This is a genomic window from Rhodococcus sp. NPDC049939, from assembly GCF_040656415.1.
GTDB lineage: Bacteria > Actinomycetota > Actinomycetes > Mycobacteriales > Mycobacteriaceae > Rhodococcus_F.
Genome location: NZ_JBFAMC010000001.1, coordinates 1961846 through 1988753, shown reverse-complemented (window position 1 = coordinate 1988753; position 26908 = coordinate 1961846). Strand labels below are relative to the sequence as shown.

Genomic DNA, 26908 nt, shown 5'->3' with positions numbered 1-26908 from the left:
TGGAGGTATCACCGTGACGCCCGAAGATCCGCGAAATCTGCCTGAGCAAATTCCGGACTCGGCGTATTTTCCCCTGTCGGCAGCCCAGCGTGCGATCTGGTTTGCACAGCAACTCGACCCCTCGGTGCCGATCTCGATAGCGCAATACGTGGAGGTGCACGGTGACCTCGACGTCGAGCTGTTGCGGCGGGCAACTGTCGCGACCGCTCGGGAGTTCCGGTCACCCTTCCTCGAGGTCGTCGAGGTCGACGGGCGGCCGATGCAGCGCATCGACGACACGACCGACATTCCGGTCGATTTCATCGACTTTCGTGATTCGGACGCCCCAGTCGCTGCCGCCCATGAGTGGATGAGCCAGGACTATCAGACTCCGATCGACCTCGGTGCGGGTCGCATGGTAAAGACCTCGATCCTGTGTGTCGGAGAGTCGCACTACCTCTGGTACTGCCGAATCCACCACGTTGCGCTCGACGGTTACGGTGCGGCGACGATGGTCAAACGTATCGCGCACCGGTATTCGGCCGCGGTGGAGGGTCGCGAACCGGATCCGATCCGAGCTGTGTCCCTGCGTGAACTGTACGAGATCGACGCCCGCAACCGATCGTCCGAACGTTTTGCGGCGGATCGCGAATATTGGGTGAGCCGAGTCGCGGGTGTCGAAGGAACGAGCTTGACCACCCGGTCCGCTCCCGCAGTTTCTGAGAGCATGGTCGAGAGCACCGCGTTGTCCGAGGGCGCGGCTGCCAGCCTTCAGGGTTCCGACACGAAGGCGATCGCGACCGCCGCTGCCACGATCATCGCCGCCTTCGCCTGCTACCTGTCGCGCGCCACGGCCGAGGAAACTGTGCTGGTACATGTTCCGTTGTCAGGACGGACAGCGTCGGTGCTGCGCAATTCCGGCAGCATGATGGTCAATGTCGCACCGTTGCCGATCTCGGTCGACGAAGGCGGCACGGTCGCCGAACTCGTGTCGCGGGTTCGGCACGAACTGGTCGGAGCGTTGCGGCATCAGCGGTGCAGTCTCGATGACATTCGTCGTGACTTGGGCGCCAGTAGCGGCGTCGGGCTACACGGACCCATGGTCAACATCATGCTCTTCAACCAGGAGTTTCAGTTCGGTTCCTTGGTGGGCGAATTTCACATCGTCACGTCCGGACCGGTAGAAGATCTGCTGGTCAACGTGTACCAAAGCGGCACTCCGGCCAGACTTGTCGTCGATCTACTGGCGAATCCGAACCGCTACGAGAGTCCGGCGCTGCGCATGCACCATCAGCGCTTCGTCGAAGTGCTCGAGGAGTTCATCGAGGCCGACCCACAAGCCCGGCTTTCGACGATCCACGAGGCCACCGCGCGCGAGGGCGAACAGCGACGGCTCGAGGCCGAACGACTGGCGTACTGGGCGGCTAGGCTTTCGGATCTTCCCGAGGTGTTGAACCTGCCTTCCGACAGGGCCCGGCCTGCGGCCCAGTCCCTGCACGCAGATAGTGTCGAACTCCTGATCGGCGCAGCCACACATCGCCGAGTGCTTGCGCTGGCACACGAAAACGGCACCACGCCCTTCCCGGTCCTCCATGCCGCCATTACGGTGCTGCTGAGCAAGCTTTCGGGAACCTCGGATGTGGCGGTCGGAACACTGGCCACGGCAGACGGTGCACAGAACCTCCTGGTGCTGCGCACCCGCGCGCAATCGGACATGTCCTTCACGGCCCTCCTCACCCGCACTCGGGAAATCGAGGAAGAGGCATTCGAGCACAGCGATATCCCCTTCGAACGATTGGTGCAAGCGCTCGGGGTGGGAGAGTCCCTCGCGTATTCACCGATCGTCCAGGTGCTGTTCGAGAGCCGAGACGGCGTACAGACCCCCGAAGGCGCGGCGACCCTTGGAACCACAGCCACTGCGTATCACGGCCTGGGCCGATTCGATCTCCGGGTGACCGTGGGGCAGATTTTCGGCGTGGACGGCGCCGCGTCCGGAATCGCGGTGGCTCTCGGGTTCGCGACCGATCTGTTCGAACCCGATACCGTGTTGCGGCTCGGTGAGCGGTTCCGCCGGATCTTGGAGGCTGTCACCGGGGACCCGGGAATCGGCATCGGTGAAATCGACATTCTTTCCGATGCTGAACGAGACATCCTCGTTCCGGTTCGTGGTCTGCCGGGAAGTTCGGAACGAACACTGCCTGAATTGTTCGAAGCGGCAGCAAGTGAGAACCCCGCCGGTGTGGCGCTTTCCTATCGTGACACCACGGTGACCTATCGAGAACTGGACGAGCGTTCGAGTCAGCTGGCACGTGTCCTGGTCGGTCGAGGCATCGGGCCGGAGAACTACGTGGCACTGTGCATTACCCGTTCGATCGAGTCGGTTGTCTCGATGCTGGCAGTCGCGAAGTCGGGCGCCGCGTTCGTGCCGGTGGATCCGAACTATCCGACCGAGCGAATCGAGCACATGCTCGACGATTCCGGAGCTGCGGCGGGCCTGACGGTGTCCGCCGAGCGTTCCCGGTTGCCTGACTCGATTCCGTGGCTGGTGATCGACGGCGACGAACTTCGGAACCGTTGCGCGACGGAGTCGGTATCGGTCGTCACCGACGCCGAACGAGTGCGCCCTCTGCGCATGGAGAATTCCGCCTACGTGATCTATACATCGGGTTCCACGGGCCGACCAAAAGGAGTTTCGGTCACGCACGCAGGTCTGGACAGCTTTGCGGCAGAGCAGCGGTCACGATTCGGTGCGACGCAGACATCACGGACCCTGCATTTCTCCACGCCGAGCTTCGACGCCTCGATCTTCGAGTACCTGCAGGCCTTCGGCGTCGGAGCGACCATGGTGATCGTTCCGCCGACGATCTACGGCGGTACAGAGCTGTCCCGGCTCCTGAGAGCCGAACGGGTCACCCACGGATTCATCACGACAGCCGCGCTCGGATCGATCGAGCCGGACGGACTCTCCGACTTCCAGGACGTGGTGTTCGGTGGTGAGGCGTGCCCGCCCGAGTTGGTGACGCGGTGGGCGCCCGGCCGGAGGTTGTACCAGGCGTACGGGCCGACCGAGACCACGATCATGTCGAACATCAGTGAACCGATTGCGCCGGCCGATGCCATCACGTTGGGTGGTCCGCTCACCGGATTCCGCGAGGTCGTGCTCGATGGGCGACTGAGGCCGGTGCCGGTGGGCGTGGCGGGGGAGCTCTACCTCTCGGGCAATGCCCTCGCGCGGGGGTATCACGGCAAGACCGAGTTGACCGCCCAGCGGTTCGTGGCCAACCCCTTTGGGGCGCCCGGCGATCGGATGTACCGAACCGGCGATGTTGTGCGGTGGCGAACCGACCGAACGCTCGAGTATCTGGGCCGCAGCGATTTTCAGGTGAAGATCCGAGGCTTCCGAGTCGAGCCCGGTGAGATCGACACGGTCCTCCACGCACATCCGCGTGTGAGGGCTGCATTGACGCTGCCGCAAACGGCGCCCTCCGGCGAGGCGGTGCTCGTGTCTTACGTCCTGCCGTCGGCTGGGCGGCAGCTCACGCCGGCCGAGCTGACGGACTACGCCGGAGAACGATTGCCGACGTACATGGTGCCGACCGTGATCATGATGCTGGACCAGATTCCGATGACTCCGGTAGGGAAAATCGATCGTGGGGCATTGCCCGCACCGGATTTCCTGTCTGCGGAAACCGCGTTTCATGCACCCGTCGATCCGGTGGAACAGGTAGTAGCCCAGGTGTTTGCGGACGTTCTGGGTGTGGAACGAATCGGCCGCGACCACAGTTTCTTCGATCTCGGCGGAAACTCGCTGGTCGCAACCAGGGTGACCTCACGTATAGGTGCTGCACTGGGTGTCGAGGTCGGTGTTCGGGCGCTGTTCGAGGCGCCGACCGTGAGATCGTTGGCGCGACGAATCGAGCGCGCCGACCTCGACCACAGCGGCCGCCCCCGCCTCGTACCGCAGTTGCGGCCCGAGCGAATTCCACTATCCCTTGCGCAGCAACGTATGTGGTTCGTCAACCAGTTCGACACCACGTCGCCCGCGTACAACATTCCGATGGCGATCCGCTTGTCCGGGAATCTCGATGCGGAGGCGCTACGGGCGGCGATGCTCGATGTCACAGAACGGCACGAAGCGCTTCGCACGCTGTATCCCGCGTCGGTCGACGGGCCGTACCAAGTGATCGTTTCACCGGAACAGGTGATTCCCGATCTCACACCGACGCCCGTCGGGTCCGAAGGGTCGTTGCGAGACCGGATCGTGCAAGTGTCGACGCAGGGCTTCGACGTGAGTGCAGGGGTGCCGCTTCGATGTGCGTTGTTCCGGACCGGCACCGACGAGCACGTGTTGATGCTGGTGGTGCACCATATTTCGGCTGACGGAGCATCGTTGGCGCCGCTGGCGCGAGACTTGACTGTTGCATACACGGCTCGGGTGTGGCAGCAGGCGCCGGATTGGCAACCGCTTCAAGTGCAGTACGCCGACTACAGCCTGTGGCAAAGGGCGGTCCTCGGCAGCGACACAGATCCCGGCAGCCTGATGTCGGAACAGTTGGACTTCTGGAAGAGGGCGCTGTCCGGCCTTCCCGACGTGCTGGATCTTCCCCTGGATCGGCCCAGGACTGCAGAAAGATCGTTGCGGGGCGAGACTGCCTCGTTCTCGGTGCCCGCGCGATTGCACCAGGAGCTTCTCCTGCTCGCGCGCCGGCACGATTCGACGATGTTCATGGTGATGCACTCGGCGCTGGCGGTCTTGCTTGCGAGGTTGACCGGGTCCGCGGACATCGCGATCGGGACACCGACCGCCGGGCGGGGTGCCGAGGCACTCGATCACTTGGTTGGGATGCTGGTCAACACACTGGTATTGCGGACGGTGGTGGAACCCGGCGAAACCTTCGCGGAAGTGCTTTCCCACTCTCGCGAAGTGGATTTGGCAGCGTTCGATCACACTGAGGTGCCCTTCGAGAGCGTGGTGGACGCGCTCGCACCGGTTCGCTCGACCGCGTACTCGCCTCTGTTTCAAGTCCTTCTGGAGTTCAGGAACACTGACCAAGCCCGTGTGGAGTTGCCTGGGCTTGCGGTGGAGATCATCGAGGTCGAATCCGGCGTGTCCAAGTTCGACTTGCAGTTGACCCTCGCGGAACGCTACGACGAAGCGGGGACCGCAAAAGGGATCTCAGCGGCGTTTACGTTCGCATCCGACGTATTCGACCGGGCGACGGCGGCCGGGTTCGGAGCACGGTTCCTCCGGATTCTGGAGAGTGTGGTCGCCGATCCGAGTGTGCCGATCGGTGACGTCGCGGTCCTCGGTTCGGGTGAACAAGAGTTGGTGGTCGATATCTGGAACTCGACGACGCACGAGGTGCAGGGCACCACACTGGTAGAGGCGTTCGACGCACAGGTCGCCCGCACACCCGACGCGCCTGCAGTCACCTTCGACGGCACGACGCTCTCGTACGCCGAATTCGATGCCCGTGCGAATCGGCTGGCCCGCTATCTGATCTCGACGGGTGTGGGCCCGGAGTCGCTGGTGGGGGTGCAGATTCGCCGCGGTACGGATCTGCTGGTGGCGATCTATGCGGTGATCAAGGCGGGTGGCGCATACGTCCCGATCGACCCGAACCAGCCCGCCGAGCGCATCGCGCACATTCTCGCGACGTCCGCACCGGAATGTGTGCTCACCACCGGATCTCGGGTGTTCGACGTGCCGGGGGAGATCCCGGTTGTAGATCTCGACACCCTGGATGTGTCCGCGCTGCCGGTGAGTCCGGTGCGGGATCGGGACCGCTCGGCGCCGCTGCGGCCGGAGAACACGGCGTACGTGATTTTCACGTCCGGGTCGACGGGTCGACCGAAAGGCGTGGGGGTGACACACGCGGCGATCGTCAATCGTCTGGCGTGGATGCAAGGGCAGTACCGGGTCGGCTCCGATGATGTGGTGCTGCAGAAGACACCTGTCACGTTCGACGTGTCGGTCTGGGAATTGTTCTGGCCGTTGCAGGTCGGCGCCAGGGTGGTGATCGCGCGCCCGGACGGTCATCGCGATCCGCGGTATCTGGCAGGGGTGATCGCCGAGCATTGTGTGACGGCAGTACATTTCGTGCCATCCATGTTGGCGGTGTTCACTGCCGAACCAACGGTGACGGGATGCACGAGCCTGCGATGGGTGTTCGCGTCGGGTGAGGCGTTGCCCGCGCAGACGGCGGCGAGGATGCGGACGCTGGTACCTGGTGCCGGGGTGCACAACCTGTACGGTCCGACCGAGGCTGCGGTGGACGTGACGTTCCACGAGTTCACGGACGCCGACACGGTTCGAGTGCCGATCGGCGCACCGGTGTGGAATACACGCCTACTGGTGCTCGACGCCCGGCTACGGCCGGTGCCGGTGGGTGTGGCGGGTGAGTTGTACCTCGCGGGTGCCCAGCTGGCGCGGGAATATGTGTCGCGGCCGGATTTGACGGCCGAACGCTTCGTGGCTAACCCGTTCGGTGCGACCGGCGACCGGATGTATCGAACCGGTGACCTGGTGTCGTGGAATGCCGTCGGCGAGCTCGAGTACCTCGGCCGCACCGACTTCCAGGTCAAGTTGCACGGTCAACGTGTCGAACTCGGGGAGATCGAGGCCGCGTTGTTGCGGAATGAGGGCATCGCCCAGGCGGTGGTCGTACTTCGCAGCGACGGTCCGACGGGCGACGACTACCTCGCCGCGTATGTGATCCCGACCAACGGGGCAGTGCTGGACGAGCGGGCCGTCCTCGACACCGCCGCGGAGGCGCTTCCCGGGTACATGGTGCCGTCGGTGGTGGTCGTGCTCGCCGAACTGCCGGTGAATGCGAACGGCAAACTGGACCGGAAAGCGCTACCGACACCCGATTTCGTTTCCGGCGCGTTGGGATTCGTGGCTCCACGGAATCCAATCGAAGAGATCGTGGCCGATGTCTTCGCCGACCTGCTCGGAATCGCGAGGGCAGGAGTGGAAGACAACTTTTTCGCCCTCGGTGGCAACTCGCTGATCGCCACCCGATTGGTGGCGCGGATCAACGCAGCTGTCGGCGACCGCGTAGGTGTTCGCGACGTATTCGACGCGCCCACCGTCGCGGGACTGGCGCTGCTGGCGGGATCAGAGGAAGGGGTCGAATCCCGGCCGCCACTGAAGCCGAGGGAAGACACCGCGGAAGTCCCGGTCTCATTGGCGCAACAGCGAATGTGGTTCATCAACCAGTTCGACACCTCCTCATCGGCGTACAACGTCGCGTTCGCGTTGCGCCTCGACGGCCGACTCGACGTGAATGCTCTCCAGGGGGCCATTGCCGACGTCATCGCCCGGCACGAGGCCGTGCGCACCATCTTCCCGCTCGCCGCCGACGGGCCAGGACAGGTGATCTTGCCCGCGACGAGCGTGGTACCCGATCTCACTCCGATCGACGTGTCGGGGGATGCCGAGCTGAGCGAACGCTGCGTGCGAGCGCTGTCCGCCGGATTCGACGTGACGAAGCAGGTCCCGTTGCGCGCGTATCTTTTCCGGCTTGACGAGGAAACTCATGTACTCGCCGTGGTGGTGCATCACATCGCGGCCGACGGCTTCTCGATGGGACCCCTGGCCCACGACGTCACCCTCGCCTACACCGCACGCACACAGCGGCAGGCGCCGGCCTGGGCGCCGCTGCCTGTGCAATACGCCGACTACACCCTGTGGCAGCGGGAGTGGCTCGGTTCGGAATCCGACGGACAGTCGTTGATCTCGCGACAGTTGGCCTACTGGACGACGACGCTGTCGGACCTGCCGGAAGTGTTGGAGCTTCCCATCGACCGCCCACGACCGGCCGTCCGTTCACTTCGCGGCGGTCGCGTCGAGTTCGTGATCGAACCTGAGGTGCATGCCCGCGTGGTGAGGCTGGCCAGGCAGCACAACACGACGGTGTTCATGACCCTGCACGCCGCGCTGGTGGTCATGCTGGCACGGTTGAGTGGTTCCGATGACATTGCGGTCGGGACACCGATCGCGGGACGTGGCCACGAGGCACTCGACGACGTGGTCGGCATGTTCGTCAACACGCTCGTACTGCGCGTCCGCGTCGACGGGAACGCTGAGTTTGCCGAATTACTCGGCAGTGTGCGGGAAACCGATCTGGGCGCCTTCACCCATGCGGAGGTCCCGTTCGAACGAGTGGTGGAGGTCCTGAGTCCATCTCGCTCGACTGCGTACTCGCCGCTCTTCCAGGTGATGCTGGAGTTCCAGGACATAGAGCGACCCGCGCTGGAGCTGCCGGATCTGCAGATTCGGAGACTTGATCTCGACATCGACTCCACGAATTTCGATCTGCAATTGACCTTGGCGGAGAACGTGGACGCCGACGGCAACCCGGCAGGTATCACCGCGGCACTCGGGTACGCGACCGATATCTTCGACCAGGGGACTGCTGAAGGCTTTGCAAAACGGTTCGCGCGCATCGTGGCGGCGGTCACCACCGCCCCCGACGCGCGGGTGGGGGACATCGACATACTCGACGCCCCCGAGCGCGCAGAACTGACTCCGGTGCGAGGTGGCCCAGCGGTGGCGGCGCGGACGCTGCCGGACCTGTTGGCGCACGCCGCCGCCAACGACCCGGAGGCTGTGGCATTGGTCTTCGAAGGCCGTGAAGTGCGGTACGGCGACCTGGACAGGCGCTCGAACCAGTTGGCCCGCATGCTGATCGAGCGCGGTGTCGGCCTGGAAGACGTCGTCGCATTGTGCCTACCACGGTCGGTGGAATCCGTTCTGGCTGTCTGGGCGGTGGCCAAGTCGGGGGCGGCGTTTCTTCCGGTGGACCCGGGTCACCCGGCGACACGGATCGATTACATGATCGCGGATTCGGGTGCCGTCTGGGCGGTGACGACGTCGCCGCACCGTGACGCGCTGCCCGCCACGGTGCCGTGCCTGGTGCTCGACGACGCCGACTTCGATGATCGTCTGTCGGCCTTCCCGGATTCGGCGATCACCGATGACGAACGGACGTCGCCGGTGCGGGTCGACGCCCCGGCCTACCTGATCTACACGTCCGGGTCGACCGGCAGGCCCAAGGGTGTGGTCACCACGCATCGCGGTCTGTCCAACTTCGCGGCACAGGAACAGGCGACATTCGGCACCACCGACGAGTCCAGAACGTTGCACTTCGCGTCGCCGAGCTTCGATGCCTCCATTCTCGAACTGCTGCTCGCGACCGGCTCCGCGGCCACGATGGTGATCGCGCCACCCTCCCTGGTCGGCGGCACCGAGCTGACACAGCTTCTGGAGTCCGACCGGATCACACATTGCTTTGTCACGCCGGCAGCGTTGGCGTCGATGGAGCCCGCCGGTCTCACCGGACTCGAGTGTGTGGTCACGGGGGGAGAGGCGTGTCCTCCCGAACTGGTCGAACGGTGGGCACCGGGACGGCGGATGTTCAACGCATACGGGCCCACCGAGGCGACCGTGGTGTCGAGCATCAGTACCGGGTTGGTGCCGGGCGCTCCGGTCACGATCGGAGCACCCACTCGCGGTTTCGCAGAAGTCGTGCTGGACGCACGGCTGCAGCCGGTGCCCGCCGGGGTTGTCGGGGAGCTGTATCTCGCCGGCCCGGCGCTCGCGCGGGGCTACCACCGGCGGTACTCCCTGACCGCGCAGCGTTTCGTCGCCGATCCCTTCGGCCCGCCAGGTTGCCGGATGTATCGCACCGGCGATCTGGTGCGCTGGACGACCGAGGGCCAGCTCGAGTACCTCGGTCGTACCGACACCCAGGTGAAGATCCGAGGCTTCCGCATCGAACTCGGTGAGGTCGAGTCGGCTCTGCTCGCTCACGACGACGTGGCCCAGGCAGTGACGGATGTATGGAACGACGGCGGCGGAGATCGGCTGATCGGTTACCTGGTGCCCGAACCCGGGGTGAGGATCGACTCGAGAGCCGTACTCGACTTCGTCGGTGCACGGTTGCCGGCATACATGGTGCCTGCAGCCCTGGTGCAACTCGAGGCGCTCCCGTTGACGGTGCACGGAAAGCTGGACCGCGCAGCGCTTCCGGCGCCCGACTTCGTGGCTGCCGTGTCCGAGAGTCGGCCCCCGCGAACCGAGACCGAGGTCCTTCTCGCCGGACTGTTCAAGGAGGTACTCGGCCTGGACTCGGTGGGTGTGGACGACTCGTTCTTCGCACTGGGCGGCGACAGCATCATGTCGATACAGTTCGTGGCGCGCGCCAAAGCATCCGGCGTGATCCTCTCGCCCCGCGACGTGTTCGAACGTAGGACTGTCGCCGGTCTCGCCGAGTCGGCCCGCTTCGACAGTGCCGACGTGGCGGTGCTCGACGAGTTGCCGGGCGGTGGAGTCGGCCCCCTACCGCTGACGCCGGTCGTGAGATGGGTGCTCGAGCGCGGTGGCGGCGGGCGGCTCGACAGGTTTTCGCAGGCACTGTTGCTGGCATCGCCCGTCGGACTCACCCACGATGTCCTCGTTCGAGCCGTCGAGGCGCTGCTCGACCGTCACGACATGCTCCGTGCACGCCTGTCCGCCGCAGGCGAGTGCCAATGGCGCATGGAGGTGCTGCCGGCCGGGTCGGTGCCTGCGGAGTCGCTGGTCCACCGGGTGCCGATCGAAACGGTCGACGGCGACGGCTTCACCGCGCTCGCGGCCTCAGAACTCGAAGCTGCGGCCGACCACTTGGATCCAGCCAGCGCCACCTTGATGCGGATGGTCTGGTTCGACGCCCCGAACGAGGCCGGGCGACTGCTCGTCGTGGTGCATCACCTCGCAGTCGACGGTGTCTCGTGGCGCATCCTCATTGCGGATCTCGCGTCGGCGTGTTCGCAGCTCCAGGCGGGTTCGACTCCCGCGCTGCCCGCAGTCGGAACGTCGATGCGGCGCTGGTCGCACGGGTTGCGCGACATCGTGCGGCAACGGACGGATGAACTCCGTTTGTGGGAGAAGATGCTCGATGGCCCCGACCCTCTCATCGGATCGCGCCCGCTGGATCCCGCGGTTGACGTCGCCGCCACCGTCGATCGCGTCACCTCCGAAGTGTCGCCGACGGTGACGGGCGCACTGCTCACCGCGCTTCCGGAAGCCTTCCACGGAAACGTCTCAGACGGGTTGATGACCGCGGTGACACTCGCACTGATCGTGTGGCGGCGCGAGCACGGTGCCGACATCTCGGACTCTGTGATCACCCTGGAGGGGCACGGCCGTGAGGAGCGCGCCGTCGCCGGAGCAGACCTGTCCCGGACCGTCGGATGGTTCACCACCGTGTACCCGGCACGGATGGATCTCACCGGAATCGACGTCGACGACGCGATGGCCGGGGGGCGCGCGGCAGGGCATGCGATGAAGGCCGTCAAGGAGCAGTTGCTCGCAATCCCGGATCATGGGATCGGCTTCGGAATGTTGCGGTATCTGGACGCGGAGACCTCGTCGGCTCTGCGTCGATTCCCTTCCCCGCAAGTGAGTTTCAACTATCTGGGTCGGATGAGCACCACCAGCGGTACGGAGGCCTGGCTGCCGGTGGAGGGCAGCGGTGCACTCGGTGGAACCCAGAATCCTCGAATGCCGGTCGCATCCGTGATCGACATCAACGCCGTCGTCGACGACAGCGCAGAAGGACCCCGGCTCAGGGCGACGTTCGCGTTCCCCCGTGGGGTGCTTCACGAGGCACAGGTGGCAGCGTTCGCGGACTTGTGGCGTCGCGCCCTCGAAGGGCTGGCTGCCCACGCGTCACGGCCGGGTACCGGTGGGCTGACCCCGTCCGACGTTCCGCTCGTATCGGTGAGCCAGCAACAGATCGAACGATGGGAGCAGCGGTTCCCCTCGCTGCGGGATGCGTGGTCACTGTCACCGTTGCAGTCCGGGCTGCTGTTCCACGCCTCACTGGCCGCCGAGTCGACGGACGTCTACACGGCACAGCTACTCATCGACCTCGAGGGTGCGGTCGATGGAGAGCGCCTGCGCAGCGCCATGTCCGGGATGCTGGCTCGCCATCCGAATCTGAGGACCGCGTTCGTCTACGACGACGGGGTCCCGGCTCAATTGGTGGTCGAGAAGGTGGTGGTGCCGTGGCGAGAGGTGGACCTCACCGACGCCGGACCTGACACCGCGACGGAGCTCGGACGGCTCCTCGACGAGGATCGCGCCGCCCGGTTCGACCTCGGCCGGCCTCCGCTGCTGCGCCTGACGCTGGTGCGTACCGCGCCCGGGCGCTTCGTGCTGGCGATCACCAACCACCACCTCATCCTCGACGGCTGGTCGATGCCGTTGCTGGTGCGGGAGTTGCTGGTGCGCTACGCCGGCGACGAGGAGCCGGTCCTGCCGGAGGCTTCCTCGTATCGCACGTATCTGGAGTGGCTGGCGAGCAGGGACGCGGACGCGTCCGCCCGGGTGTGGGAAGAAGCGCTCGACGGCGCCGACGAGCCGACGCTATTGGCGCCGCAAGCCGCGGCCGCGCTCCACGGTGTTCCTCACGAAATCGACGTCGAACTGAGCGCCCCGGTGCTCGATGCTCTCGCCACGCTGGTTGCGCGGGCTGGGGTCACGATGAACACGGTCGTGCAGGCGGCATGGGGGGTGCTGCTGTCCCGGTTACTCTCCCGCGACGACGTAGTCTTCGGTGCCACGGTCTCGGGTCGTCCGCCGCAACTGCCCGGTGTGGAGAACATGCTGGGGCTGTTCGTCAACACCGTGCCGGTGCGCGTGCGGGTGGATCCGAACGAGACTTTCGCCGAGCTGGTCACGCGCCTGCAGGAGGAGCAGGCGTCCCTGCTCGACCACCACTACCTAGGCCTCGGTGAGATCCAGTCGCGGGCGGGCCTGGGCAACCTGTTCGACGCTCTCTCGGTGTTCGAGTCCTACCCGATCGACACCTCGGGGTTGGACGGGAACACCGATATCAGGGGAATGCGGGTGACCGGTCTCGATGCCCGCGACGCCACGCACTATCCGGTCACGCTCACGTCGATTCTCGAACCACGACTGCGGCTGAATCTGCGCTATCAGCCGGATGTGTTCGATCGTGCGACGGTGGAGGGGTTCGGCGAGCGTTTGGCTCTGATTCTGGGGGCCATCGCCCGTGATGTGGGCACCACGGTCGGTGACGTGGAGGTGTTCGGGCCGGGCGAGCGGGATCTGGTGGTCGATGCCTGGAACGCGACCGACCGTGTGGTGCCGGTGATGTCGTTGGCCGAGTTGTTCGATGCACAGGTGACCCGGAGCCCGCAGGCACCGGCGATCGTGTTCGGCTCGACGGTGCTCTCGTATGCGGAGTTCGACGCCCAGGTGAACCGGTTGGCCCGGTACTTGATCTCGGCGGGTGTCGGTCCGGAGACCTCGGTGGGGGTTGCCGTCCGCCGGTCGGTGGAGATGCTGGTGGGAATCTATGCGGTGGTCAAGGCCGGCGGCGCGTACGTACCGATCGACCCGGATCAGCCTGTCGAACGGATCGCGCACGTGATGGGGACGGCCGATCCGGTGCTCGTATTGACCACGGCCGCGGATGAAGTGACGGTGCCCACGGGGGTGCCGGTGGTGCGGGTGGACACACTGGATGTCTCCGGTTTCGACGCCCGTCCCGTCCGAGATGACGATCGGGTGGCACCGCTGCACCCGGGTAATCCGGCGTACGTGATCTTCACCTCCGGTTCGACCGGGCGACCCAAGGGCGTGACCGTTTCGCACGAGTCGATCGTGAACCGGCTGTGGTGGATGCAACAGCAGTACGGGCTGTCCTCGGATGATGTGGTGCTTCAGAAGACGCCGGTGACGTTCGACGTGTCGGTGTGGGAGTTGTTCTGGCCGTTGCAGACCGGTGCCCGGTTGGTGATCGCGAAACCGGACGGCCATCGTGATCCGGTGTACCTCGAGGAAGTGATCCGGGACGAGTCGGTCACCACGGTGCACTTCGTGCCGTCGATGTTCGACGTGTTCTTGGCGGGTGCGGATCTCGGTGGGTGTGCTTCGCTGCGACGGGTGTTCACCAGCGGTGAGGCGTTACCGCCGACGACGGCGGCACGGCTGCATCGGATGAGCCCGGCGCGGTTGCACAACCTTTACGGGCCGACGGAGGCGTCGGTGGATGTGACCTTCTACGAGACCGGTACCGAAGATGGTGGTCCGGCGGTGGCGTCGGTGCCGATCGGGGTGCCGGTGTGGAACACCCGAACGTACGTGCTCGACGTCCGGTTGCGGCCAGTCCCGGTGGGGGTGGCGGGGGAGTTGTATCTGGCGGGCGTGCAGTTGGCCCGCGGGTACCAGGGGCGACCCGACCTGAGTGCGGATCGGTTCGTGGCGAACCCGTTCGGGGCTCGGTCGCCGGGAGTGCCGGCGGGTTCGCGGTTGTATCGCACCGGGGATCTGGTGCGGTGGTTGCCGTCGGGGCAGCTCGAGTACCTGGGTCGTACCGATTTTCAGGTCAAGTTGCGGGGCCAGCGGATCGAGTTGGGAGAGATCGAGGCCGTGCTGTTGCGTCGGGGCGATCTTGCGCAGGCGGTGGTGGTGCTGCGCGGTGACGGGCCGTCTGGTGACTATCTGGCCGGGTACGTGGTGCCGGCCGGTGCGGCGGTGATCGATCCGGATACCGTGCTCGAGGCCGCAAGGGCCGCGCTTCCCGACTCCATGGTGCCCTCGGTGATAGTCGTGCTCTCGGAACTACCAGTGGACGCGAACGGCAAGCTCAACCGGAAAGCACTACCCGAACCGGAAATCGGCACGACCGAGTATCGCGCACCGAGCACATCCGTCGAGGCGGCGGTCGCCACAGCCTTCGCCGACGTCCTCGGCATCGACCGCGTCGGTGCGGACGACGGTTTCTTCGCCCTGGGCGGTAACTCGCTCAGTGCCACACGAGCAGTCGGACGTATCAACCGCGTGCTCGACACCGAACTGACTGTCGCGGCGTTGTTCGATGCGCCCGTGGTATCGGATCTGTCGGCCCGGATCGAGTCGTCAGGGGTGCCGAGCTCGGCTTCCGCGGAGCTTACCGCCAGGCCGCGTCCCGATCGGATCCCGCTTTCGCTGGCGCAGCAGCGCATGTGGTTCATCAACCAGTTCGACACCGCCTCGTCCGCCTACAACATCCCGGTCGCTCTGCAACTGGACGGAGCGCTGGATCTGGCGGCACTGGCGGCGGCGGTCGGTGACGTCGTGGAGCGTCACGAGACATTGCGAACCGTGTTTCCCGGCTCCGCCGAGGGGCCCCGGCAAGTGATCGTCGATTCCGGAGTCGCCACACCGGATCTCATCCCCACCCCGGTCTCCGAGCGGGATCTGAGAGGCACGCTCACCGCCCTCTTCGGCGTCGGGTTCGATGTCGCCGGGCAGGTTCCGCTCCGGGTAGAGCTATTGCGACTCGCTCCCGAGCGTCACGTGCTCGCGATGGTGGTGCATCACATCGCGGCCGACGGCGTCTCGATGGGTCCCTTGGCCCGCGACCTAGTGCTCGCCTACACCGCACGCGCACGACAGCAGACGCCCGATTGGGCGCCGTTGCCCGTGCAGTACGCCGACTACGCCCTGTGGCAGCGGGAGATTCTGGGTACGGAGGAGCAACCCGACTCGATGATGTCGAGGCAGCTCCGATACTGGACCCGGACGTTGTCGGGCATCCCGGACGTGCTGGCCTTGCCACTGGACCGGCCTCGGCCCGCGCAGCGGTCCTTCGACGGTGCCGTCGTCGCGTTCGAGATTGCACCCGAAGTGCATCGCACTCTGACCAACATTGCGCACCAGAGTAATTCGACGTTGTTCATGGTGATGCATGCGGCACTGGCAGTGCTCCTGGAGAGGGTGTCGGGATCCGAAGACGTAGTCGTCGGGACACCGATCGCGGGCCGTGGCCACGCCGCGCTCGACGAGATGGTGGGCATGTTCGTCAACACACTCGTGCTCCGAACGACGGTGACACCGGGATCGTCTTTCGCGGATGTGCTCACTGGGGTGCGGTCGGCGGACCTCGGGGCGTTCGAGCATGCGGACGTCCCCTTCGAACGTTTGGTGGACGAACTCGCACCGGAGCGGTCCACCGCACATGCACCCCTGTTCCAGGTGCTGCTCGAGTTCCAGAACGCCACCCGTACACAGCTGGAACTGCCGGGGCTCACCGCCGAGTCTCTCGACGTCGATCTGGACGTGGCGAAGTTCGATCTTCAGCTGAGCCTGGCAGAACGGGTCGACGAACGCGGGGAACCGGCCGGGATCACCGCCGGCTTCCGGTACGCGACCGATGTGCTCGACCGCGGGTCGGTGGAGGGTCTCGCCGAGCGCTTCGTGCACGTGGTCGGAGCGGTGTCCACGGACCCGACGGTGCCCGTAGGGGACATCGAAATCCTCAGCGCTCCCGAACGTGAACTCCTGCTCACCTCCGCGTACAGACCGGGAACCACCGTCGCACCGGTGTCGTTGGTGGACTTGTTCGATCAGGCCGCGGCATCCGACGGTGACGCTGTCGCGGTGCGCTGTGAGGACACGTCGGCGACGTACCGCGAACTCGACGAGCGGGCCAACCGGCTGGCGAGACTGCTGCTGTCGCGAGGGGCGGACGCGGAAACACTGGTGGCCGTGTGTATGACGCCGTCGATCGATTTGGTGGTGGCGTTGCTGGCGGTGGTGAAGTCGGGAGCCGGCTACCTGCCGCTGGACGCGACCTCTCCGACCGAGCGGCTCTCGTTCGTGCTGAACGACGCCCGGCCGCAGTGTGTGCTCACCACGACCGCGGATGCCCGGACGATCGAGCTGCCCGACATTCCATTGGTCGTCGTGGACGCCCCCGAGGTACTGGAGGCGATGCAGCAGTGTTCTTCCCGGCCCGTGGCCGACCGGGATCGTCGAATTCGACTGCACCCGGATTCGGCAGCCTACGTGATCTACACCTCGGGTTCGACCGGGCGGCCGAAAGGCGTTCAGGTCAGCCATCGAAACGTGGTCACGTTGCTGGCGAATGCGCAGCCGCTGTTCGAGTTCGGTCCGGCGGACGTGTGGACGATGTTCCATTCCACCGCATTCGACTTCTCGGTGTGGGAGATGTGGGGCGCGCTCGCACACGGTGGCCGACTGGTTCTGGTGGACTACTTCACCGCACGCTCGCCCGAGAGGTTTCTCGAACTCCTGCAGCGTGAAGGCGTCACGGTCCTGAACCAGACCCCCTCGGCCTTCTACCAACTGGCGGAGACGGATCGTCTTGCCGGTGGCCCCGCCTTGTCTCTGCGGTACGTAATCTTCGGCGGCGAGGCCCTCGAATTCGGGCAACTGGCGCAGTGGTACGCGCGTCGGGGCGACACCATGCCAACGCTGATCAACATGTACGGCATCACGGAAACGACCGTGCACGTCACTCATCTGCCGATCTTCCGGAATCTCGCGGCAGCCGGATCCGCCTCGGTAGTCGGCAGGGGACTTCCCGGGTTGGGTGTCTACGTGCTCGACCGGCGACTGCACCCGGTGCCGCCGGGCGTGGTCGGCGAAATCTACGTTTCCGGTGCGCAGGTCTCACGTGGGTACCTCGGCCGCTCCGCTCTTACCGCCACACGATTCGTGGCCGACCCGCTCGCCCCCGGTTCTCGGATGTACCGGTCCGGTGACCTCGGCAGGTGGACCGGGACCGGACAGTTGGAGTATCTCGGCCGCAACGACCTACAGGTGCAGTTGAAGGGCTACCGGATCGAACTCGGCGAGGTGGAGTCGGTACTGCTCACGTGCGAGGCGGTGGCGCAGTCGGCGGTCGCGGTGCGCCAGGATCGACTGGTGGGGTATGTGGTTGCCGAGACCGGCGCCGCGCTCGACCCGGCCGCGATAATCGACGCTGCCGCGGAGAGATTGGCGCCGTACATGGTGCCGGCGGCCGTACTGGTTCTGAATGAGATGCCGTTGACGGTGAACGGCAAACTCGACCGGAAAGCGCTGCCCGAGCCTGACTTCGAGCAGCAGGTGAGCGCGGGCCGCAGTCCGGTCACCGACACCGAACGGATCCTCGCCGACTTGTTCGCCGAAGTTCTGGGCCTGGACTCGGTGGGTGTCGACGACTCGTTCTTCACCATCGGCGGGGACTCGATCATGTCCATCCAGCTGGTCACCCGCGCGAAGGCGGCCGGGGTACTGATCTCGCCGCGAGATGTGTTCGAGCGCAAAACCGTTGCGAGGCTGGCAGAGGCAGCCGCGACGGGAGACGAAGCGGTCGTGCTCGACGAACTGCCCGGGGGTGGCATCGGCGAGGTTCCGCTGACGCCGATCGTGCGGTGGATGCTCGAACGTGGTGGGGATTTCCGCCGCTACTCACAGTCCGCCATGTTCACGCTCCCCGCGACATTGGACGAGGACACTCTGATCCGGGGCCTGCAGGCCGTGCTGGACCGACACGACCTCCTGCGGGCGCGCGTGTACCGCACCTCGCGCACCGAGGAGGGCTGGTCGATGGAGGTGCAAGCAGCGGGCGCGGTGCGCGCGGACACGGTGTTCCGCCGGGTTCGTGTGCGGGCCGAAACCTCCGAGGTTGCCGCGACCGAACTCGATGCGGCGCTCGAGCAGCTCGACCCGGAGTCGGGAGTGATGATGCAGGCGGTATGGCTCGATGCGGGCCACCGCGCGGACGGCCGGTTGCTGATCACCATCCACCACCTGGCGATCGACGGTGTGTCCTGGCGGATCTTGATCCCCGACCTCGCCCTGGCGTGCGCGCAACTGCAGTCCGGCGCGGCACCGACGCTCGAGCCGCCACGGACGTCGATGCGCCGGTGGGCCCATGCGCTCGGCGACGTGGCGCGTGAACCCCACGCCACCGCCGAGGTCGAACTCTGGCGAAAGATCCTGGATTCACCCGACCCGGTACTGGGTTCACGCCCGCTCGACGTCACGGACACCGCCGCCTCTACAGCAGACATCGAGGTACGACTTCCCGCCGCGTTGACCGAAACTCTTCTGACAAAGGTGCCGCAGGCATTCCACGGCAGCGTGAGGGACGCGTTGCTGACGGCACTGACCATGGCGCTGATCCGATGGCGACGAGAGCGCGGTGTCGACCTCCCAGCGGCACTGATGAGTCTCGAGGGGCACGGTCGTGAGGAGCAGGTGGTGCCGGGCGCCGATCTCTCCCGCACGATTGGCTGGTTCACCTCGATCTTCCCGATGCGATTCGACCTTCGCGGCGTGGACCTCGATGATGCGTTCGAGGGCGGCCCGTCAGCGGCGGCCGCTATGAAGACGGTCAAAGAGCAGTTGCGTGCCATTCCCGACCACGGCATCGGTTTCGGTCTGCTGCGATACCTGAACAGCGAGACAGCCCAAGTCCTTTCATCGCGTCCGTCACCCCAGATCAGCTTCAACTATCTCGGACGGTTGGGTCCGACCGGAACGGATACCGGTGAGGGGTGGGTGCCGGTCGACGAATCCGGACTACGCACAGCATCGGGCGCTCAGATGCCCGTCACCGCTGTCGTCGACATCAATGCGATGATCGTCGACTCGGACGACGGACCTGCGCTGAACTCCACCTGGACCTACCCTCCGGGAGTCCTGACCGGCGAAGAGGTCGACGATCTAGCTCGGCTGTGGGTACGAGCCCTCGGCGCTCTCGGTGCGCACGTGGAGTCGGGTGGGGGCGGATTCACCCCGTCGGATTTCGACCTCGTCGAACTCCGGCAGGACGCGGTCGCGGCGCTCGAAGTCCGGTGCCCGGACCTGACTGATGTGTGGCCGCTGTCGCCGCTGCAGGCGGGCATGCTCTTCCACCACGAACTCGCCGACGACTCACTGGATGTCTATCTGGTGCAGGTGACGCTCGATCTCGTCGGTGACGTGGATGAGCAACGACTGCGGCGAGCGGTCGACGCCCTGCTGGCCAGGCACGCCAACCTGCGTACAGCCTTCCTGCACGACGCCGACGGCAACGCGGTTCAAGTCGTTCGGCAACACGTGGAGGCGGCCTGGCGCGAATTCGATCTGACGGGTCTCGACGAGGGTGCCGCCGCGTCCGAGGTCGAGCGACTGCTTGCCGAGGACCGGATCCGTCCATTCGACATGACCCGCGCCCCGCTGATCCGGTTCATGCTGATCGCTACCGGGCAGAACCGGTTCCGGCTGGTATCGACCAACCATCACATCCTCCTGGACGGGTGGTCGATGCCCTTGCTGTTCGGGGAGCTGCTGAAACTGTATGCCGCAGACGCCGACCCGTCGCCCTTGTCGCGTGTACGTGAGTACCGCGACTATCTGGCGTGGCGCGAGCAGCGCGATCTGGAGGCCTCCCGAGAGGTATGGACCGAGGCCCTCGCCGGGGTGGAAGGACCGACGCTGCTCGTCCCGGGTGTTCGAGGCGGGGAGTCGTCGACCCTGGCACGGGAGTGGGTGTTCGACCTGGACGAGGATCGCAGCACCATCCTGCGCGAGCTCGCGCGTGCACGTGGACTGACACTCAACACTCTCGTGCAGGTTTCCTGGGGGATCGTGCTCGGTGCGTTGACCGGTCGCGACGACGTACTGTTCGGTTCCACCGTCTCGGGTCGACCCCCAGAACTGGCAGGCATCGAGTCGATGATCGGACTGTTCATCAACACATTGCCCGTCCGAATCAGGCTGCGCCCCGCCGAAACGGTGGGGGCACTGCTGGAACGGGTGCAGGCCGAGCAGGCAGCGTTGCTGGACCACCACTACATCGGCCTCGCGGACATTCAGTACGTGACAGGGCCGGAGGTCGGATTCGATACGTTGACCGTGTTCGAGTCCTACCCGGTCGACCGGGTGGGACTCTCGGCCGACACCGATACGGCCGGAATGCGCGTCGCCGGAGTGACCGCACGAGATTCCGCCCACTATCCGCTGAGCCTGGTGGCGTCCGTCGATACTCGCCTACGCCTGAAATTCGAATACCTCCCCGACGTCTTCGAGTTGGAAGTGGTCGAGGCCATCGCGGGGCGCGTGCTGCGGGTCCTCGACGCCTGCACCACCCCCGACCGGCCGTTGGCCGCGCTGTCGCTGCTGACCGACCGCGAGCGCACCGATTTCGTACCGGTTCGCGGCCGCCCGGGTGGATCGACCCGCACTCTGCCGCAGATTCTGGAACAAGCGGTCACGCTGGACCGGGATGCGATCGCCCTGTCCTACACCGCCGCACCCTTCGAGACCATCGAGGTCAGCTACGGCGATCTGGATGAACGATCGAATTATCTTGCCCGCGCACTCATCGGCCGGGGTGCGGGCCCCGAAACATCCGTGGCGATCGGTATACCGCGATCCGTCGAGTCCGTGCTGGCGGTGTGGGCCGTGGCAAAGACCGGGGCGGCATTCGTCCCGATCGACCCGAACTACCCCGATGAGCGCATCAACGACATGCTCGCCGACTGCGGAGCAACCCTCGGTGTGACCACGACCGAGCACCGGAGCCGACTCCCCGGCGGCGCGCGTTGGCTCGCCCTTGACGAAGCAGAGTTCGCATCCGAATGCGCGCAGCAGTCTGCCGGGCCGGTGACCGATGCCGACCGAACCGGTCCGATCACCCTGGACACCGCCGCCTACGTCATCTACACGTCGGGGTCGACGGGCAGACCCAAGGGAGTGGTGGTCACCCATCGCGGACTGGACAACTTCGCCCTCGATCAGCTCGAACGGCTCGGGGCGACGGCGCAGTCCCGGACCCTGCACTTTTCCACGCCCAGCTTCGACGGATCGGTGTTCGAATACCTGCAGGCATTCGGAGCGGGCGCAACGATGGTGATCGCACCCACGACGGTGTTCGGCGGCGAGGAGCTGGCCCGGCTCCTGGCGGAGCAGGAAGTCACCCACGCGTTCATCACAACCGCGGCGCTGGCGTCCCTCGATCCCGCCGGGCTGGAACATCTGACGGACCTGGTGTTCGGCGGCGAGGCGTGCCCACCCGAACTCGTGGGCCGTTGGGCACCGGGTCGGCGGCTGCACAACGCCTATGGGCCGACCGAGACGACGATCATGTCCGACATCAGCGAACCCATGGTTCCCGGGGAACCGATCACCATCGGCGGGCCCATCCGCGGTGTAACGGCACTGGTGCTCGACAGTCGCTTGCAACCGGTCCCCGTGGGAGCCCAAGGGGAGTTGTATCTCGGCGGTCCCGGGCTGGCCCGCGGATATCACCGGCGACCTGCACTGACGGCGGAGCGATTCATCGCCGACCCCTCCAGCCCCGGCGAGAGGATGTACCGCACCGGCGACATCGTGCGGTGGACGGCCGGTCGCAGCATCGAGTTCGTGGGTCGCAGTGACTTCCAGGTCAAGGTTCGCGGTTTCCGCGTCGAACTCGGCGAGATCGACTCGGCACTCATGTCGGAGCCAGACGTCGGCTTCGCCGCGACCGTAACGCACCGCGGGCCTGCGGGGGACACCCTGCTGGTGTCCTATGTCGTACCGGCGTCGGGCAGCACCCTCGACGCTGTCGTACTCACCCGCCGCCTCGCCGAGCGCGTGCCGCCTCACATGGTGCCCGATTCCATCATGGTGCTCGAACGCATTCCGCTGACCGCAGTGGGCAAATTGGATCGCAAGGCATTACCGGAGCCCGATTACTCGGGAGCCGGTCGATCCCGGGTACCGGTCGGTCCGATCGAGGAGACGGTGTCCTCCGTCTTCGCGGAGGTACTCGGTCTCGAGCATGTAGCTGCCGACGCGGCGTTCTTCGACATCGGCGGCAACTCCCTGAGTGCGACACGGGTGATGTCGCGGTTGAGGGCGTTGCTTGGCACCGACAACGGGGTGCGTGATCTGTTCGAGGCGCCGACGGTCGCCGCGTTGGCGGCACGGATCGGTCACGCCGGCGCGGGGCCGACCGTACGTCCGATGCTCGCAGCCCATCCGCGGCCTGACGACATTCCTCTGTCGTTCGCTCAGCAGCGCATGTGGTTCATCAACCAGCTCGATACCACCTCGGCCGCCTACAACATTCCCATCGTGTTGCGTATGCGCGGTGAACTCGATGTGCGAGCGTTGAATTCGGCGATCACCGACGTCATCGATCGGCACGAGTCACTGCGAACGATGTTCCCGATCCGTGGTTCCGAGTCGGTGCAACAGATTGTGTCCGCCGAGGGTGCGGCGCCGTCTTTGGTCCCAGTCCCCGTGACCGACGAGCACCACCTCCGCGAGAAGCTCACCCCGCTCGTCTCGGCAGGCTTCGATGTCACTTCCAGTCTCCCGATCAGGGTTGGACTGTTCTCGCTTTCCGCGACCGAGCACGTACTCGCCGTCGTGGTGCATCACATCGCCGCGGACGGGTTCTCGATGGGCCCGCTTGTGCGGGACATGATGACGGCATACAGCGCCAGGTCCGGTGGCGGATCACCAGGGTGGTCACCACTTCCGGTGCAGTATGCCGACTATTCCTTGTGGCAGCGGGAGTTGCTGGGTTCCGAGCACGACCCCGAGTCCCTGATCGGGACCCAACTGGATTACTGGAGGACCACCCTGGCGGGTGTGCCCGATCTGTTGGAGCTGCCGAGCGACCGGGATCGGCCCTCCCAGCAGTCCTTCCGCGGTGCCCGCATCCACTTCTCCATCGACGCCGACCTTCATGGGCGCATCCGATCGCTGTCGCGAAGTCTGCATTCCACCGACTTCATGACCGTCCATGCCGCGCTCGTCGTTTTGTTGGCCCGGCTGGGCGGCACCGACGATGTCGTGATCGGAACGCCGATAGCCGGCCGCGGGGAACCGGAGCTCGATGATCTCGTGGGCATGTTCGTGGGCACGCTCGCCCTACGCACGCACGTGGATGCGGCTGCGACGTTCACCGCTCTGGCGGCGCATTGTCGCGAAGTGGATCTCGGCGCCTTTGCACACGCCGACGTCCCCTTCGAGCGTGTGGTCGATGCGATCGGGCCGACGCGATCGACCGCGTACACGCCCATCGTCCAGGTCTCGCTGGAGTTTCAGAACAACGAGCGCCCTGTCCTGATGTTGCCGGGGCTGGAAGTTCAGGGGATCGACCCCCAGCTCGGTGTGGTCAAGATGGATCTCGAATTCTTGCTGGCGGAGGAATTCGACGCCACCGGAGCGCCGGCAGGGATGAACGGCGCCATCGACTTCGCCACCGACATCTTCGACGCCGACACCGTTCGCGGATTCGCCGACCGTTTCGTGCGGATACTCGAAGCCGTCACCGAGAATCCCGACCGGCCGATCGGCGACCTCCCGCTCCTCGACCAGTTGGAGACGCGGACCTTGGTGCCCGCCCGTGGCAAACCGGATGTGCCCGCGAAGCTCTGGCCCGACCTGCTGACCGCAGCCGTCGCGTTCGACCCGGACGCGGTGGCACTGTCCTGCGAGAGCCGCCAGATCAGCTACCGAGAACTCGACGAGTGGTCCAACCGACTCGCGCGGGTCCTCCACCGCCACGGCGTCGGACCGGAGAGCTTCGTCGCACTCGGAATGCCTCGCTCGATCGAATCGGTGGTATCGGTCTGGTCGGTCACCAAAGCCGGCGCGGCCTTCGTGCCCGTCGATCCCAGGTACCCGCGCGAGCGCATCGACTACATGCTCACCGACTGCCGGGCTTCACTCGGCCTCACCGTGCGAGGTAGCCAAAGCAACCTGCCCGACATGGTTCCGTGGCTGGTCCTTGACGACGCGGATGTTGCCGAGCAGGTGGCGGGGGTGTCGTCGGCGCCGGTGACCGACGCGGACCGGACGAGTCCGTTGTATCTGGCCCACCCGGCCTACCTCATCTACACATCTGGATCCACCGGGAAACCGAAGGGGGTCACCGTCACGCACCGGGGCATGGCCAACTTTGCCGCGGAAACACGTGAAAGATTCCAGGTCACACACGATTCCCGGGTGTCGCACTTCGCCTCCCCGAGTTTCGACGCGTCGGTGTTCGAGCTGATGATGGCGTTCAGCGCCTCGGCGCGTGTCGTGATCGTGCCGCCCACCATCCTCGGCGGCAGTGAGTTGGCGGAACTATTCCGCCGCGAGCAGGTCACCCACGCCACCATCACACCGACCGCGCTCGCAGCACTCGACAACACCGGACTCGATTTGCTTCGGGTACTGGATCTGGTTGGTGAGGCCTGCCCGCCCGAGTTGGTGGCCCAGTGGGCTCCGGGTCGCAGCCTGCACAGCGGATACGGTCCCACCGAAACCACGGTCCAGGCCAGTGTCAGCGCGCCGATGCGTCCCGGTGAGGACCCCAACATCGGAGCACCCGCGGTGGGATTCGCGTTTCTGGTCCTCGACGAGCGACTTCAGCCCGTCCCGGTCGGTGTGCCCGGCGAGTTGTACATTTCGGGGCCCGGCGTGGCACGTGGCTATCACAACCCGACAGCGCTCACCGCGGAACGCTTTGTCGCCTGTCCCTTCGGGAAGCCGGGTGACCGGATGTACCGGACCGGGGACGTGGTGCGGTGGCGGCGCGATTTCACCCTTCAGTACGTGGGCCGCAGTGACTTCCAGGTCAAGGTTCGTGGCTTCCGTATCGAACTCGGGGAAATAGACGCCGTCCTCGCAGGCCACCCGGCGGTTGCCTTCGCCGCCACCATCGGTCACACCGGACCGTCCGGATCCACCGTGCTCGCCTCCTATGTGCGCGCTCGACACGGACGGGACGTGGAGCCGACGGAACTGCGCTCCTATTCCGCCGAGCGTTTGCCCGCACACATGGTGCCATCTGCGGTGGTCGTGCTCGATGAGATTCCGATGACCCCGGTCGGTAAGCTTGACCGAAAAGCGCTGCCCGCACCGGAATTCGGTTCGAACGCCGCCGCGTACCGTGCTCCGGCCACGCAGACCGAGCAGGTGATCGTGGAACTGTTCGCCGACATTCTCGGGGTGGACAGGGTGGGCACCGCCGATAGCTTCTTCGACCTCGGCGGAAACTCCCTCCTCGCCACCAAAGTCGTCGGTGCATTGCAGGCCAGACTCGATCGCGGCGTCGCGCTGCAATGGATGTTCCTCGATCCGACGCCGGCGGGGATCGCTCGCCGCCTCGAAGACCCGACCCGAAATGTCGGGGTGGAAGATGCACTTGCCGTGGTGATTCCGCTACGAGCACAGGGATCCGGCAGACCGTTGTTCTGCGTGCATCCGGCTATCGGACTGTCTTGGGGGTACGCCGGGTTGGTGCGGCATCTGCCTCCGGCCCGGCCCGTGTATGGACTGCAGTTGCCCACGATCAGCGATGACAGCGAATACCGGTCGATGGAACAGCTAGCACACCGCTACGTCACGGAGATGAAGGCGATACAGCCGGAGGGGCCGTACGATCTGCTCGGGTGGTCGCTCGGAGGAATCATCGCACACGCAATGGCCGTTGAACTGCAGAGATCGGGCGACGAAGTTGCCACGCTTGCGATCATGGACAGCTATCCGAGCACCGGCGAAGACCCGCTGTCCGGCGAACTCGATATCCGGGATCTTCTGCGCGGGCTGGGACTCGACTTCGATGTTGATGGCGAGATGACCTACGAAAGCGCGGCCACGTTGATCGACGAGTCGTTCGGGACCGATACCGGAGTACAGGGGCGGCACCTCGAGCGGATCGCCGCAGGGTACGAGATCTCCAGGCAGCTCGGGCACCAGTACGTCCCGCAGGTCTACAACGGTGACCTGCTCATCTTCCCGGCTGCGCGAAACGGGGAGGGCGCCGCCCGGTCGCACTCGGCGGACGAGTGGCGTCCGCTCGTGGCCGGCCTCATCCACGAGTACGAGGTGGACTGCGAGCACAACGAGATGATCGGGCCGCCTGCCCTGGCGATCATCGGGCCCACGCTGGCCCGTGCACTCTCGGCCCGCAATTGAAAGCCTCGCCCGGCGGGAGTCTGGGTGCTCAGGCCCTTCTGGTGCTGCCCAGTGGTCGTTGAGGAGATGCGGCGAGTCGTGGGCTCGAAATCAGAGTGTGGTTGTTAGCCTTCCCTTGGCTGGTGATTGAAACTGGTTGCGGGCCGTCATCACTGCATGGTTGATCCTTTCGTTTCCCCTCTGGCAGGAGAG

Annotated in this window: 1 protein-coding gene; it reads left to right on the top strand. The window is 65.7% G+C overall.

Going from position 1 to position 26908, the window contains the following annotated elements; genetic code table 11:
* Nucleotides 1-13: 13 nt before the first annotated feature.
* Entirely contained in the window at nt 14-26716 is a 26703-nt protein-coding gene (locus AB0I57_RS08800) for a non-ribosomal peptide synthase/polyketide synthase (RefSeq protein WP_358332667.1), read from the top strand.
* Nucleotides 26717-26908 lie beyond the last annotated feature (192 nt).